The organism is Leisingera aquaemixtae (genome assembly GCF_001458395.1).
Classification (GTDB): Bacteria; Pseudomonadota; Alphaproteobacteria; order Rhodobacterales; family Rhodobacteraceae; genus Leisingera; species Leisingera aquaemixtae.
Genome location: NZ_CYSR01000022.1, coordinates 115856 through 130679 on the forward strand (window position 1 = coordinate 115856; position 14824 = coordinate 130679).

At 65.6% G+C, this 14824-nt stretch carries 13 protein-coding genes; 6 read left to right on the forward strand and 7 right to left on the reverse strand.

Annotated features, from left to right (window positions below; genetic code table 11):
- Positions 1-20: 20 nt before the first annotated feature.
- The 3 genes from PHA8399_RS11335 to PHA8399_RS11345 all read right to left on the reverse strand — a co-directional run bounded on the left by PHA8399_RS11335 (position 21) and on the right by PHA8399_RS11345 (position 3256).
- On the reverse strand, positions 21-1538 hold the full coding sequence (locus PHA8399_RS11335) for a tripartite tricarboxylate transporter permease (protein WP_058286257.1): 1518 nt from the start codon (positions 1536-1538) through the stop codon (positions 21-23).
- Position 1539: 1 nt separating this feature from the next.
- Positions 1540-2034: a tripartite tricarboxylate transporter TctB family protein gene (locus PHA8399_RS11340; protein ID WP_058286258.1), complete on the reverse strand. Its 495-nt coding sequence runs from the start codon at positions 2032-2034 to the stop codon at positions 1540-1542.
- A gap of 238 nt (positions 2035-2272) precedes the next feature.
- Positions 2273-3256: a tripartite tricarboxylate transporter substrate binding protein gene (locus tag PHA8399_RS11345; RefSeq protein ID WP_058286259.1), complete on the reverse strand. Its 984-nt coding sequence runs from the start codon at positions 3254-3256 to the stop codon at positions 2273-2275.
- A gap of 116 nt (positions 3257-3372) precedes the next feature.
- Between PHA8399_RS11345 and PHA8399_RS11350 the strand changes: the two genes are divergently transcribed.
- Genes PHA8399_RS11350 through PHA8399_RS11360 form a run of 3 tightly spaced genes read left to right on the forward strand, consistent with a single transcriptional unit; the run spans position 3373 to position 6424 of the window.
- Positions 3373-4038, forward strand: a complete 666-nt coding sequence (locus PHA8399_RS11350; RefSeq protein ID WP_058286260.1) for a response regulator transcription factor — start codon at positions 3373-3375, stop codon at positions 4036-4038.
- Entirely contained in the window at positions 4035-5420 is a 1386-nt protein-coding gene (locus PHA8399_RS11355) for a sensor histidine kinase (RefSeq protein ID WP_058286261.1), read from the forward strand. The genes PHA8399_RS11350 and PHA8399_RS11355 overlap by 4 nt, the downstream gene beginning before the upstream one ends.
- Entirely contained in the window at positions 5390-6424 is a 1035-nt protein-coding gene (locus PHA8399_RS11360; protein ID WP_058286262.1) for an ABC transporter substrate-binding protein, read from the forward strand. The genes PHA8399_RS11355 and PHA8399_RS11360 overlap by 31 nt, the downstream gene beginning before the upstream one ends.
- 80 nt (positions 6425-6504) lie before the next feature.
- Here the strand turns inward: PHA8399_RS11360 and PHA8399_RS11365 are convergent, their stop codons facing one another.
- The gene (locus tag PHA8399_RS11365; protein ID WP_058286263.1) at positions 6505-7401 is read right to left on the reverse strand and encodes a LysR substrate-binding domain-containing protein; all 897 of its coding nucleotides are present in this window, start codon (positions 7399-7401) and stop codon (positions 6505-6507) included.
- Between the two features lie 114 nt (positions 7402-7515).
- Between PHA8399_RS11365 and PHA8399_RS11370 the strand changes: the two genes are divergently transcribed.
- Genes PHA8399_RS11370 through phnY form a run of 3 tightly spaced genes read left to right on the forward strand, consistent with a single transcriptional unit; the run spans position 7516 to position 11448 of the window.
- Complete coding sequence (locus PHA8399_RS11370) at positions 7516-8703, forward strand: 2-aminoethylphosphonate--pyruvate transaminase (RefSeq protein WP_058286264.1); 1188 nt, start codon at positions 7516-7518, stop codon at positions 8701-8703.
- 20 nt (positions 8704-8723) lie between these two features.
- Complete coding sequence (gene phnA, locus PHA8399_RS11375; protein ID WP_058286265.1) at positions 8724-9983, forward strand: phosphonoacetate hydrolase; 1260 nt, start codon at positions 8724-8726, stop codon at positions 9981-9983.
- 16 nt (positions 9984-9999) lie between these two features.
- Positions 10000-11448, forward strand: a complete 1449-nt coding sequence (gene phnY, locus PHA8399_RS11380; RefSeq protein ID WP_058286266.1) for a phosphonoacetaldehyde dehydrogenase — start codon at positions 10000-10002, stop codon at positions 11446-11448.
- A gap of 36 nt (positions 11449-11484) precedes the next feature.
- Here the strand turns inward: phnY and PHA8399_RS11385 are convergent, their stop codons facing one another.
- Genes PHA8399_RS11385 through PHA8399_RS11395 form a run of 3 tightly spaced genes read right to left on the reverse strand, consistent with a single transcriptional unit; the run spans position 11485 to position 14822 of the window.
- Positions 11485-13032, reverse strand: a complete 1548-nt coding sequence (locus PHA8399_RS11385) for a cryptochrome/photolyase family protein (RefSeq protein ID WP_058286267.1) — start codon at positions 13030-13032, stop codon at positions 11485-11487.
- Between the two features lie 18 nt (positions 13033-13050).
- Positions 13051-13599 (reverse strand): DUF3833 family protein, encoded by a 549-nt coding sequence (locus tag PHA8399_RS11390; protein WP_058286268.1) that lies wholly within the window; start codon positions 13597-13599, stop codon positions 13051-13053.
- The gene (locus tag PHA8399_RS11395) at positions 13596-14822 is read right to left on the reverse strand and encodes an MFS transporter (protein WP_058286269.1); all 1227 of its coding nucleotides are present in this window, start codon (positions 14820-14822) and stop codon (positions 13596-13598) included. Before PHA8399_RS11395 ends, PHA8399_RS11390 begins: the two co-directional genes overlap by 4 nt.
- Positions 14823-14824: the final 2 nt, after the last annotated feature.

Below are 14824 nucleotides of genomic sequence, written 5' to 3' on the forward strand. Positions count from 1 at the left end.
GGGGACTGTCCCGCCTGGGATCAGTCCGCGTCGGCGGCACCTCCGGCCCGCAGCCGGGCGCGCCGGGCGCGGTAGCTGGGCAGAACCACCAGGATCAGGGCCAGGCCCAGCAGGCCAAGGGTCATCGGCCGTTCCAGGATGAACCCCAGCCCGTCATAAAGCTGCATCGAGCGGGCAAAGTTGTCCTCCAGCATCCGCCCCAGGATGAACCCGATCAGCAGCGGCGCCAGCGGGTAGTCCGCAAACCGCAGCACTGTCGCGCAGATCCCGAGGCCGACCAGGATCAGCAGCTCGGTGGCGTTATTCTGGCCGATGTAGGCCCCCATCAGCGTGAAGAACAGGATGAAGGGGATCAGGTAGTTGCGCGGCACCGCCAGCACCTTGGCGATATAGGGGATCAGCGGCAGGTTCAGGATCAGGAGGATCAGGTTGCCGAGGTACATCGAGATGATCACCGCCCAGAAGATCTGCGGCTCGTCCACCATCAGCCGCGGCCCGGGCGAGACGTTCAGCGCAATCAGCGCCCCCAGCAGGATCGCGGTGGTGCCGGAGCCGGGGATACCCAGCGTCAGGAGCGGCACAAAGGAGCCGGTGCAGGCGGCGTTGTTGGCGCTTTCCGGTGCGGCGAGGCCTTTGAGAGAGCCCTTGCCGAACTGCTCCTGCTCCTCCTTCGGGGCAATGTTGCGCTCCACTGCGTAGCCGAGGAAGGACGCGATGGTGGCGCCCGCGCCGGGCAGCACGCCGATCAGAAAACCCTGGATCGATTGGCGCCCGATCACCGGGGCGATGGCCTTGGCCTCAGCCTTGGTGATACGCAGGTCCTTGATCTCGCCGCTGCCGCTGCCGGAGCTGGAGCGGGAGGGATCCAGCACCAGATACATCGCTTCGGGCAGGGCGAACATCGCCATCGCCAGGGTGATGAAGCCAAAGCCCGACTGCAGGTCCATGATGCCCATGGTAAAGCGCGGCATGTTGAACAGCGCGCCTTCGCCCACCGTCGCCATGATCAGCCCCAGAAGCGTCATCAGCAGCGCCTTGCCGACCTGGCCGGATCCGGCGAAGGCGGCAATTGCCGACAGCCCCACCACCATCAGCGCGAAATACTCGGCCGAATGGAACAGCAGCGCTACGGTCGCCAGCGCCGGGGCAAAGATCATCAGCAGAACCGCCCCGATGGTGCCGCCCGAGAAGGACGCAATCGCCGCCACCGTCAGCGCTTTGCCCGCCTTGCCCTGGCGCGCCAGCGGGTAGCCGTCGAAACTGGTCGCCACGGTGGAGGCGACGCCGGGCGCGTTGATCAGGATCGAGGAGGTGGAGCCGCCGAAAATCGCGCCGTAGTAGACGCCGGCCAGCAGGATCAGCGCCGCGGAAGGATCGCCGATGGAGATCGCCACCGGGATCATGATGGCGATGATCGACATCGGCCCCAGCCCCGGCAGCATGCCGATGAAGGTGCCGATCAGGCAGCCGCCGATGACCATCAGAAGATTGGTGAGGGAAAAGGCCGTTCCCAGCCCGGCCATGATGCCTTCGAGCATGTCAGCCTCCGTTTGTCAGAAATGCGGGCCAGGGGCTCAGGAAAATCCCAAGCACCTGCTGCACCAGATACCAGACCACGCCGGCCGCCCCGGCCGTGACCGGCAGCAGGATGTGCAGCTTGCGCTCGCCCAGCACCCAGGCGCCGGCAGTCAGAAAGCCCACGGTGGCAGGCAGGAAGCCCGCGGGCCGCAGCAGCAGCGCGTAGGCCGCCATCAGCCCCAGCAGCGCCAGCGCCTGGCCCAGCTTGTACTCCGTCAAGCGGCGGTAGTTGATGTCCATCGGTTTCGGATCGTCAGCGCCTTTTTCAAACCCCAGCAGCACAAAGAGCGCCGCCAGAACGGCCATCACCGACAGCACCTTGGGAAAGGTGCTGGGCCAGACCGGGTTGCGTTTCATGAACGGCGGCAGTGCGGCGTCCATGGTGAAGAAGGCCGCATAGCCATAGGCGAGGCAGATCATCAGGATGATCAGGGCAATCCAGCGGTCGAGTGCCATGTTCTCCTCCGGTATTGTGAAGGCATTTAAGGAAAAGGGGCGCTGCCCCCGCCGCGCGCTGCGCGGCTCCCCCGGGATATTTGCGGCCAGAAGAAGGACCGTGCTCGGCGCTTTGACCACAGGGTGCGGCGCCGGGGGGCGGAACCGGCACTCTGTGAGCGGCTGTGCAGGGGCAGGCTTCTTCTGGCTGGAAATATCCTGGGGGTGCGGGGGCAAAGCCCCCGCGTGTTACCCGGGGTCAGAGGAAGCCGAGCTTTTTCATCAGGTCGCCGATGGCCTGTTCCTGGTCCTCCAGGAAGGCGCGGAAATCATCGCCCGAATTGTGGATGTTGACCCAGCCGTTGCGGGCGCGGACCTCTTCCCATTCCGGGGTGTCGTACATCTTTGCGAGCGCGTCCTGATAGGCCGCCAGCTTGTCCTCAGGCAGGCCGGGGGCCCCGAAAAAACCGCGCCAGTTGACGAAGGTGGTGTCGAGCCCCTGTTCCTTCATCGTCGGCGCATCGGGATAGCTGTCCACGCGGGCATCGGCCGTGACGCCGATGATTTTGACTTCGCCGGCATTGGCCAGGTCGATGGCTTCGGAAAACCCGGTGCTGAGCGCGGCGATCTCGCCCGACAGCAGTGCGGCCATCGCCTTGCCGCCGGCGTCATAGGGGATGTATTTGAACGCCGTCGGGTCTTCGCCCGCGGCCTCCATCACCATGGCCGCAACCAGGTGGTCCATGCCGCCCGGCACCGAGCCGCCGCCCACCGCAGTGCCGCGCGGGTCGGCCCTGTAGGCGGCCAGCAGGTCCTCCATCGAATTGATCGGGCTGTCCTTGCCCACCACGATGGCCGCATAGTCGCCGATGGTGCCCGCCACCAGGGTCAGATCGCGGAAGTTCTGCGGGAACACACCGGTGAGCGAGCGGATCACGATCGGGGTGGAATTCACCATCAGCGTGCCGTGGTTGCTGGCGGCGTTTTCGATCAGGTAGCCGATCGCCTTGCCGCCGCCGCCGCCGGACATGTTTTCGTAAGACACCTTGCCCACCAGCCCGGCCTCCGTCAGCGCTTCGCCGGTGCCACGGGCGGTGCCGTCCCAGCCGCCGCCTGCGCCGCCGGGGATCAGGAAGTGGATGCTGTCGGCCACCTGCTCGCCGGCCCAGGACGGGGTGGCGAACGCCAGTGCTGCCGCTGTTGCCGCCAGCGCTGCGCGGCGGGTCAGGGTCCATTTGTTCATGTTGTCCTCCCATTTGACAAATCGCGGTCAAGCCGCTCATGACTGAAGGAAGCACAGCAAGCTGACACAAACCTGTCACGGGGCCGCCAAGGCCCGTTTGGGAAGGAGCGGCGCCGATGCGCTTCCTGCTGGTTGAAGACAACGAAAGCCTGGCAAAGGCGGTTCTGGACCGGCTGCGGCTGGACGGGCATGTTGTGGACCATGCGCCGGATGTGAGCACCGCCTCTGCATTTTCCGGCACGACGGATTACGATCTGATTTTACTGGATATTATGCTGCCCGACGGGGACGGGCGCAGCTTCCTGAAAGCGCATCGGGAGAACCGCAAGGAAACCCCCGTCATCGTGCTGACGGCCCGCTCCGAGGTGTCTGACCGGGTTGGGATGCTGGACCTTGGCGCCGACGATTACATCACCAAGCCGTTTGATTTTTCCGAGCTTGAGGCGCGCTGCCGGGCGGTGCTGCGGCGGCGCGGCGGCGGCAGTTCCAACCTGCGGCGATTCGGAAACCTGCAGTTCGATCCGATGGCGGGAACCCTGTCCGCTGGCGGCAGGACCGTGGCGCTGCGCAACCGGGAACTGCGGCTGCTGGAGGTGTTTCTGAACGCGCCGGACCGGATTTTTTCCAAACCGAATCTGGTCGACCGGCTGTTTTCCTATGACGAGGAGGGATCGGAAAATGCCATCGAGGTCTATGTCGCCCGGCTGCGCAAGCATCTGGCCGGCTCCGGCGTGCAGATCACCACGGTGCGCGGCCTGGGCTACCGGCTGAGCCTGGAATGAGCGCAGCGGTCAATGTCAGCGGCTCCCTCCGCCGCCGCCTGCTGCTGCAGCTGGTGGGCAGCGCAGCGCTGCTGGCGGCGGTGCTGTTCTTTGCGGTGCTGGGGTTTGTCCGCACGGTTGCGGAGGAAAGCCACGACAGGATCCTGCTGGCCTCGGCAACCTCGATACTGGACTCCGTGTCGGTGCAGGCGGGGGAAATCACCGCCGACATCCCCTATGCCGCCCTGTCGATGCTGGGCAATGTCAGCGATGACCGGGTGTTTTACCGGATCGCAAGCCCTGCCGGGGTGCTGACCGGATATGCCGATCTGCCGGTGGCGGAAGAGCCGGTGCAGCCGCGGCAGCCGCTGTTCGAAACCGCCGCGTACAAGGGGGAGGCGATCCGGGCAGTGACGGTGTCGCGCCGCCTGGCGGCGCAGGGCGCGCCGGTGGCGGTGCAGGTGTCGGTGGCCCAGACCCGCACCGGCCAGGCGGCCTTGCTGGAACAGCTGTTCAGGTCCGCGCTGTTTCTGGGGGTGGGCTTTTTCGTGCTGGCCTCGGGCCTGGCGGTGTGGGCCGCCCAGTCCAGCATCACCCCGCTGCGCTCGCTGACCGAGGCGATCTCGCGGCGGGGTCCCAAGGATCTGCGCCCGGTCACCCGCCCGGTCCCCGCCGAGATGTCGCCGCTGGTCTTGTCGCTCAACAGCTTCATCCGCCGCTTGCAGGCCTCGCTGGCCCGGTCCGAGGATTTCATCGCCGAAGCCGCGCACCGGGTGCGCACGCCGCTGGCGACGGTGCGCGCCCAGGCTGAGGTCACCCTGATGCGGGTGGAGAATGAGGACAACCGGGCCAGCCTGCGCGAGATGATCCGCGCCATCGACGAAAGCTCCCGCGCGGCGGGGCAGCTGTTGGATCACGCGATGGTGTCGTTCCGCACCGACAGCCTGGAGCGGCAAGAGGTCAACCTGACCGCGCTGGCCCGCGATCTGGCCGAGCGGCTGCAGCCGGTGGCGGAGCTGAAGGACATCGGCCTGCATTTCCAAAGCGATGGCGATGTCAGCATCAAGGGCGATGCCATCCTGCTGCAAAACGCGGTGCGCAACATTCTGGACAATGCCATCAAGTATTCGGGGCGCGACAGGACCGTGCGGGTGCGCACGGTCCGCAATGGCGGCTGGGGCAATATCGAAGTGGAGGATGAGGCCGGCGGCTTTGCGGGCGAAGACACCGAGGCCCTGACCCGCCGGTTCGTCCGCGGCGCCAATGCGGGGGAGACCATCGGCTCGGGGCTGGGGCTGACCATTGCCCGCGAGGTGGCCGAGGCCCACGGCGGCCGCCTGATTATCGAAAACAGCCAGACAGGAGCAGGCGCATGCGTCACGCTTTGTTTTCCGCTCTGCTGACGTTGCTGGCCTTCGCGGCGGCAGCGGCAGCCGGGTTCGAGGTGGAGGAACGGCATTGGATCGGCCCCGAGGACGGCACCCCGCTGCGTGTGATCTCGACCACGGACACCGCCATTCTGGAGCCGCTGATCGGCAGCTTTCTGGAGGAGCATCCGGAGGCGGCGATCGAATACACGGTGGCCAACAGCAGCGAGGTGATGAAGGCGGTGCTGGAGGGGCAGGAGCCGTTCGACGTTGCCCTGTCTTCGGCCATGGACTTGCAGACCAAGCTGGCCAATGACGGGTTCACCCGCCCGCACCGCTCAGCGGCGACTGCGCTGATCCCGGAATGGGGCGAGTGGCGCAGCCATGTGTTTGCCTTCTCCCTGGAGCCCGCCTCCATCGTTGTGTCGGCGGCGGCGTTTTCGGGCGGCGAAGCCTTGCGCACGCGTCAGGACCTGATTTCGCTCTTGCGCGCCGAGCCGGAGCGGTTCCGCGGCAAGGTGGGCACCTATGATGTCTCGCTGAGCGGGCTGGGGTATCTCTTTGCGACCCAGGATGCGCGTACGTCGGAAACCTACTGGCGGCTGATGGAGGTCATCGGCAGCCTGGACCCGCAGCTGTTCTGCTGTTCCTCCAGCATGATCGAAAGCGTCGCGTCCGGGGAGATCCTGGTGGCCTATAACGTTCTGGGCAGCTATGCGCGGGCCCGGCGGGATCTGGCGGACAAGATCATCGTGATCGATCCCGAGGATTACACCCATCTGATGATGCGCTCTGCCGTGCTGCTGAAGGGCGGGCGGCAGCCCGGTCTGGCGCGCAGCTTTGCCGACCATCTGGCTGCCGCGGCCTGGTCGCAGCCGCCAGCGGCCAACTATCCGTTCGCGCAGCCGCCGGTTGCCTTTGTGGACAGCGCCAGCCCGAAACGGCCGATTCAGCTGGGGCCGGGCCTGCTGGTCTATCTGGACGCGGAGAAGCGCCGCCGCTTCATGGCGGAATGGTTCAGCGCCGTGCGCAAGCATTAACGCGGTTCGGCAGATGGTCCGCAGGCGCCGGGGATGAGCCTTGGCGGCGAGGGCCGCCGATGGCGCACAGCCGGCCTCTGCTATACCCCCGGCTGCGCTGCGGCGGCTTTCTGTGCCTGCAGGCCGGTTGCGAACTCCATGAAGGCCCGGATCACCTTCACGTCGCGCCGCTGGGTCAGGTAGACCATGCTTTCGCTCATCTCCAGACCGGCCCCCTGCAGCCGGTATTGTACCAGGCGGCTGTCATGGCCGAACTCCGCCGCCGACACGAAACCGACGCCCGCGCCTGAGGCGGCAAGCTCCCGCACCGCCTCGCGCCCTTCGGCAACAATCGCGGGCTTCAGCGTGACCCCTTGCGCGCGGGCGGCCGCTTCGACCTTTTCGCGGGTTTTCGATCCGTCTTCACGGAACACCAGCGGCAGGTGCGCCAGCTCCCTGAACGTCAGCCTCTGTTGCGAGGCCGGCAGCAGGCCGCGCGCGGCAAAGGCGGTGATTTCGGTCGCGCCGAGGTTCAGAACGCTCATGTCCTTGCCGGGGGTGAGGCTTCCCACGACGCCGATTTCGGCGTTGTAGGCCCGCAGTTCATCCAGGATAGCGCCGGTGTTCCCGGCCCGCAGCGAAATGGTGACATTCGGGTAACGCTGCTGAAACGGCCCCAGAAAGCCGGTCAGATGCTGCGCGGAATCGGCGATGATCCGCAGCTCGCCCCCGGCCGCAGCGCCGCTTTCGGACAGGTGATCGGCGATCTGGCCTTCGACCTCGAAATAGTGCTTCGTCAGCTGCAGCAGCTTTTCGCCCGCGCCGGTCAGGATGACCCGCTTCTTCTCGCGGTGAAACAGCAGCACATCATGGTCCTGCTCCAGCTTCCGCACCTGTTCCGAGACCGCGGGCTGGGTGAGGCTCAGGGCCTCTGCCGCGCGGGAGAACCCCCCGAGAAGGGCGACATGGTGGAAGGCCCTGAGCTGGGAATGGCGCATGGCGGAGGTCCTGTTTTTTCATAGGCTGAGCCTATGAATAGATCGTTTTTTGCAATTTTACATATGGAAGTGCGGGCGGCAATGATGCGGGCAACCTGCGTTGGGAGATTGCAGATGAGTGTTTCGACGGACCCGCTTGAACCGCCCCGGCTGGGCGAGCCCTATTTGCTGACGCCGGGGCCGCTGACCACGTCCTTTGCGGTGAAACAGGCGATGCTGCGGGACTGGGGCAGCTGGGATGACGACTTCCGCGCCATGACCCGCGAGATCCGCCGCCGCCTGCTGGCGCTGCTGGGCGCAGGCGCGGAAGCGTTCGACTGCGTGCCGATGCAGGGCTCGGGCAGCTTTGCGGTGGAGGCGATGCTGGGCTCGTTCATTCCCCGCGATGGCAAGGCGCTGGTGCTGGCCAACGGCGCCTACGGGCAGCGCGCGGCGCAGATGCTCCGGTATCTGGGCCGCGATCATGCGGTGCTGGACAAGGGCGACTACCTGCCGCCGCGCGGCGCGGAGGTGGCGCAGATCCTGGCGCAGGACCCCGCGATCACCCATGTGGTGGCGGTCCATTGCGAGACCTCCTCGGGCATTTTGAACCCGGTGGAGGAGATTTCGGAGGCCGCCTATGCGGCGGGGCGCAAGCTGCTGATAGACTCGATGTCGGCCTTTGGCGCGATCGGGCTGGAGCCTGCGCAGATCCGGTATGAGGCGATGGTGTCCTCGGCCAATAAATGCATCGAAGGGGTGCCCGGCTTTGGCTTTGTCCTGGCCCGCAAGGCGGAAATCGAGGCAGCAGAGGGCAACAGCCATTCGCTGTCCCTGGATGTGCATGCGCAATGGGCCGCGCTGGAGACGACCGGCCAGTGGCGGTTCACGCCGCCGACGCATGTTGCGGCCTCCTTCCTGGAGGCGCTGCGCGCGCATGAAGCGGAGGGCGGGGTGGCGGCGCGCGGCGCGCGTTATGCCAGGAACCGCGGTGTGGTGGTGGCGGGGATGCGGCAGCTGGGGTTTGAGACCCTGCTGGACAGCCGCTGGCTGAGCCCCATCATCGTCACATTCTTTTGCCCTGCGGACCGTAACTTCGAGTTCAGCCGCTTTTACGATCTGATGAAGGCGAAGGGCTTTATCCTCTACCCGGGCAAGCTGACGGTGGTGGACAGCTTCCGCATCGGCTGCATCGGGCAGATGGACGAACATGTGATGCGGCGGGTTGTGGCCGCCGCCAAGGAAACCCTGGCCGAAATGGGGGTCGCCAGCGCGGCGCCGCCCGCTGCGGCCCTGAAAGAACGCGCCAAACTGGCCGCCTGAGACACAAAGGACTTCAAGACATGACCACTGGAACCCCCTTTACCGGGCCTGTCACCGCCAACGGGCGCAGCTATCCGGCGCCCAAGGTTCCGGCGATTGCGATTTGCCTGGACGGCTGCGAGCCGGAGTACCTGGAGACGGCCATCGCCAAGGGGCTGATGCCAACGCTGAAGCGGATCCGCGAGACTGGCACGGACCGGCTGGCGCATTCGGTGATCCCGTCCTTCACAAATCCCAACAACCTCAGCATCGCGACGGGCCGGCCGCCCGCGGTGCACGGGATCTGCGGCAACTACCTGATCGACCCGGACACAGGCGAAGAAGTGATGATGAACGACGTGCGGTTTTTGCGCGCGCCCACCATCTTTTCGCAATTCTACGAGGCGGGCTGCCGGGTTGCCGTGGTCACCGCCAAGGACAAGCTGCGGGCGCTTTTGGGGGCGGGCCTCAGGTTCGACGAAAACCGGGCGGTCGCGTTCTCCTCGGAGCGGTCGGGGGAGACCACCAAGGCGGAGCACGGCATTGATAACGCCAGCGCATGGCTCGGCATGGCGGTGCCGGAGGTCTATTCGGCGGAGCTGAGCGAGTTTGTCTTTGCCGCCGGGGTAAAGCTGTTGCAGGAGTTCCGGCCGGACGTGATGTACCTGTCGACCACCGACTACATCCAGCACAAGTTCGCCCCGGACCAGCAGGGCGCGCTGGACTTCTATGCGATGTTCGACAGGTATCTGGCGCAACTGGATGAAACGGGCGCGGCCATCGTGGTGACTGCCGATCACGGCATGAAACCCAAGCACCACGCCGACGGGTCGCCCAATGTGGTCTACCTGCAGGATTACCTGGATGAAAGCCTGGGCGCGGGAAAGGCCCGAGTGATCCTGCCGATTACCGATCCCTACGTCGTCCACCACGGCGCGCTGGGGTCTTTTGCAACCGTGTACCTGCCCGATGGCGTGATAATGAGCGAGATCATTCCGCAGATTGAGGGCCTGGACGGGATCACCCATGTCTTGGATCAGGATGAGGCCGTGCGCCGCTTTGAGCTGCCAAAGGACCGGATCGGCCATCTGGTGGTGATCTCCGGCGAGAATGTCACGATTGGCACCTCGGCCCACCGCCACGACCTGGCCGCGCTGAAGGAGCCATTGCGCAGCCACGGCGGGCTGACGGAACAGGAGGTGCCCTTTATCGTGAACCGGGTTCTGGACCTGCCGGAGCAGCCTGAAACTTTGCGCAACTTTGACGCTTTCTTCTACGCCTGCACCGCGGCGGCGCTGTGAACCAACGGGGGACGCTATGACCAGTATCGAAATCCGCAACGAGGGCATGCGCATCGGCGGCGAGGCCGTTTTTACCGAAGCAACCGTGCCGGTCCACTACCCCTACACCGGGGAACTGGTCGGCACCGTGCCCGCAGGGCAGGCGGAGCACGCCCGCATGGCGTTTGAGATTGCGGCGAACTACAGGCCCAGGCTCACCCGCTACGAGCGCAGCCAAATTCTGCAGCGGGCTGGCGAGCTGATCGGCGAGAAGCGCGGCTGGCTGGCCGAATGGCTGGTGCTGGAGCTGGGCATCAGCCGCCAGCATGCGATCTATGAGACCAAGCGGGCACAGGACGTCTTTCAGTTCGCCGCGGCGGAGGCACTGAAGGACGATGGCGAGATCTTCTCCTGCGACCTGACCCACAACGGCAAGGCGCGCAAGATCTTCACCAAGCGCGAGCCGGTCCGGGTGATCTCGGCGATCACCCCGTTCAACCATCCGCTTAACATGGTCAGCCACAAGGTCGCGCCGGCGATTGCGACCAACAACTGCATGGTCTGCAAGCCGACGGAGCTGACACCGCTGACCTGCATCGCGCTGGCCGACATTTTGTACGAGGCGGGCCTGCCGCCGGAGATGTTCCAGGTGGTCACCGGCTGGCCGCAGGACATCGGTGACGAGATGATCACCAATGAAAACATCGACATCATCACCTTCACCGGCGGCGTGCCGGTGGGCAAGATGATCGCCGAGAAGGGCGTTTATAAGCGCCAGGCGCTGGAGCTGGGGGGCAACGACCCGCTGATCGTGCTGAATGACCTGTCCGGCGATGATCTGGACAAGGCCGCCGCCATCGCCGTCGCCGGGGCCACCGGCAATTCCGGCCAGCGCTGCACCGCCATCAAGCGCATCCTGGTGCAGGAAAGCGTTGCGGACCGCTTCGTGCCGCTGGTGTTGGAAAAGGCCCGGAAGATCAGGTTTGGCGATCCGCAGGACCCTGAAACGGAACTGGGCTGCGTGATCCATGAACCGGCGGCCGAACTGTTCGAGAACCGGGTTTTGCAGGCGGAACGGGCGGGCGCCGAAATCCTCTATCACCCCGGCCGTCAGGGGGCGCTGCTGCCGCCGATCGTCGTGGACAAGGTGCCCCACGGCAGCGAGCTGGTGATGGAGGAGACCTTTGGCCCGATCATCCCGATCGTGCGGGTGCCGGATGATGACGCAGAGGTGATGCGGATCTCGAACTCCACCCAATTCGGCCTGTCATCGGGCGTCTGCACCAACGATCTGAACCGGGCGATTGCCTATATCAACGGGCTGGACGTCGGCACCTGCAACATCTGGGAGCAGCCCGGCTACCGCATCGAAATGTCCCCGTTCGGCGGCATCAAGGACAGCGGCAACGGGGTCAAGGAAGGGGTCATCGAAGCGATGAAGTTCTTCACCAATGTGAAGACCTATTCGCTGCCCTGGCCGGACTGACCCCCGGCCCGGGCGGGGCCCGCCCCGCGCCTGCGTTCAAAGCCGGTCCAGCACCTTCTGCGCGCTGTCTAGGTATTCCTTCTGCCGCGGCCCGGACATCCTGTCCCAGGTGCTGTAGGCCCGTTTCAGGCGCGGATTGTTGCGCAGCTTGTCCCGGTTGCCCACCAGGAAATCCCAGTACAGCGGGTTGAACGGGCAGGCGTCCTCGCCGGTCTTCTTGGTCACGCTGTAGCGGCAGCCTGCGCAATGGTCGGACATCTTGTTGATGTAATTGCCGCTGGCGGCATAGGGTTTCGATCCCAGCAGGCCGCCGTCGGCATACTGGCTCATGCCGATCACATTGGGGGCCTCCACCCATTCATAGGCGTCGGCGTAGACCGCCAGATACCATTCATGCACCTGATGCGGATCGACGCCCGCCAGCATGGCGAAATTCCCCGTCACCATCAGCCGCTGGATGTGATGGGCATAGGCCTCGTCGCGGGTTTGGCTGACCGCGGCCGCCACGCAGGCCATGTCCGTGTCAGCGGTCCAGTAGAAGCCGGGCAGGGGACGGATGGCCTCCAGAAAGTTCTTCTCGGTATAGCCCGGCATGTTGCGCCAGTAGATCCCGCGCACGTATTCGCGCCAGCCGATGATCTGGCGGATGAACCCCTCGGCCGCATTGAGGGGGGCATCGCCCTCGTAATAGGCCCGCTCCACCCGGCGGCAGACCTCCAGCGGCTCCAGCAGGCCTGCATTGATGTACTGCGACAGGACGGAGTGGTAGAGAAACTTCTCCCCCTCCAGCATCGCATCCTGATAATCGCCGAAGTTCGGCAGCGCCTCCCCGGCGAAGCGCTCCAGGGCCGCCAGCGCATCCTCGCGGGTCACTGCGAACCAGAACGGGCGCAGGGTGCCGAAGTGATCGCCGAACTGCTCCTCCACCAGATCAAGAACCTCCTCCGTGATCTCATCCGGGGTGGTTTCCGGCGGCTTAGGCAGCGTCAGGCCGTCCTCAGCGGGCTTGCGGTTTTCGTGATCGAAGTTCCATTGGCCGCCCTCCGGCTCATCGCCGTCCATCAGCAGCCCGGTTTCGCGGCGCATCTCGCGGTAGAAATACTCCATCCGCAGCTGCTTGCGGCCCTCGGCCCACTCGCCAAACCGCTCATGGGAACACAGAAACCGGCTGTCTTGCAGCATATCGAGGGGAATATCCGCCGCCTCCGCCCAGTCCTCAAAGGCCGATTTCAGCCGGTATTCGCCGGGTTCGGTCACAACCACGCGGGCAACCGGATGCGCCTCGCGCAGCCGGGCGACCTCGCCGGTCAGGCTGCCGGTGTTGTCCGGGTCGTCCAGCCGCACGTAATGCACCTGCCAGCCGTCGTCCTTGAGCGCCTTGGCGAAATGGCGCATGGCCGAAAACAGAAACGCGATCTTTTTCTTGTGGTGCCGGACATAACCGGCTTCCTCCGCAACTTCCGCCATCAGGACGATGTCGCGGTCAGGGTCTGCGTCCTTGAGCGCGGCGATGTTGCGGGTGAGCTGATCGCCCAGAATGAGGATGAGGCTGCGGCCGGCGGGCTGATCGTCAGAGGCGGTCATCGGGTGTCACCGCCGGGCTCAGCTGGCAGGCCGCATGGTGGCGACCAGCTCCGCGGCCTTGAGGCCGAATTTGCGCATCTCCGATTTGTTCATGATCACCCCGTTTGCGGTGAGATACAGCCAGTCGGTGGCCTGCAGCGTGTGCCCGCCTGCGCTTTCGGGCAGGATGATCTCGTAGGTCAGCTGCACGGTGGAGCCGGACACGATGCCCTTGGCCTCTCCGGCAAGGTCATCGGCTGTGGCGGTGAACGTGTTGCCGGGCCCAAGGGTGAGAAACCATTTCCGGCTTTGGGTAACGCCGTTGGAATAGGTGAATTCCTCGCTCAGCGTGCCGGTATCGCCGTCCCATTCGCCCACCATCCTGGCGGTGAAGCTGTTGGCCATCTTGCCGGTGGGGCCGAAAATCACCCCTTCCGACAGGATCTCGCCAGAGAGGTGCTTGGTCAGGATGAACTGCGGGCCTTTGTCCGCGTAATCCTCCGGGGACTGGAAGCGGAAGCTGAACAGATAGGTTTTTGCGATCATCGCAAGCACGATGAGGGCGAGGGCGAGGGTCAGGAGTTTCATGCGGTTGCTCTTTCTGATGGCAGGGTCAGGGCAAAGGCGAAGGCGGCGGTTTTCAGAACGCAGGGCAGGACGGCATAGGCCAGGGCCAGCGCGCTCAGCGCTTGCGGGCTGTTGTCCGCCCCGGGCTGGAAGCCCTGCTGTTCGAGCAGCGGCAGCGCCAGGGCGGCGGCCAGCGCCAGCGCCAGCTTGCCGGCAAAGGACCAGATCCCGAAGGCAGCGGAGGCGTTGAGGCCCGCGCGGGTCAGCGCGATGCTGAACATGGCGGGCAGCAGCACCATGTCAGCGCCCAGGGTGGCGCCCGACACCGCGCAGATCACCGCAAAGCCCAGCAGGCTGCCCGGCCCCAGAAAGGCTGCGCCGGCAAAGCTGGCAATGGCCAGCGGCATGGCGATCAGCAAGGTCTGTTTCGCCCCGATCCGCTGGCTGAGGCGCGCCCACAGCGGCACGCTGAGCCCGGCGCAGAGGAAAAACAGCACCAGCAGCGGCCCTGCATAGGCGGGCAGGTGCAGCCGGTCCTCGACAAAGAACAGGAACAGGGTGGAGGTCAGCGCCACCGGCAGGCTGTTGAGCACCGCCAGCGCCAGCAGGCGCACCGCGCCGGCCTGGGTCAGCGCCATCGCCGACAGCGGCTGGCCGGTGACCGCCGGGCGGCTCCACATGGGCCGGGTGGCCGCAGCGGTCAGCAGGGCAAAGCCGCCGAGGGCCAGGCCAAAGGCGGCATAGCCCTGGCCCGCGGCTCCGAGCGCCACCAGAACCGCCGGCGCGATGGCGGCAAAGATCACACCGCTCAGCATTCCCGCCTCGCGGAAGGCGGCCAGCCTCATCAGTTCGCGCGGGGTGGAATGATTGGCTAGCGTGGCGCTGCGGCCATAGAGCAGGATCATGCCCAGGCTGTAGGCCGAAAACAGCAACAGCAGGATCAGCACCAGCTTGGGCACCGCAAGGGGGCCGGCAGAGAGGGTGAACAGCAGCGGAAACCCGATGGCCAGCCCGCCCGCAGCCGCCAGCGCGAACCAGCGCTGCGCCTGCGGCCAGCGGTCGATGGCCCAGCCGATCAGCGGGTCCTGAACCAGATCGAACAGGCGGATCGCCAAGAGGATGCCGCCAAGCACCCCCAGGCCGATCCCCAATGTCACCGAGGCAAACTGCGGCAGGTGAATATAAAGCGGGATCCCCGCCGAGGCGAGCATCATCGCATAGAGGCTGACGCGTGGATACAGCATCA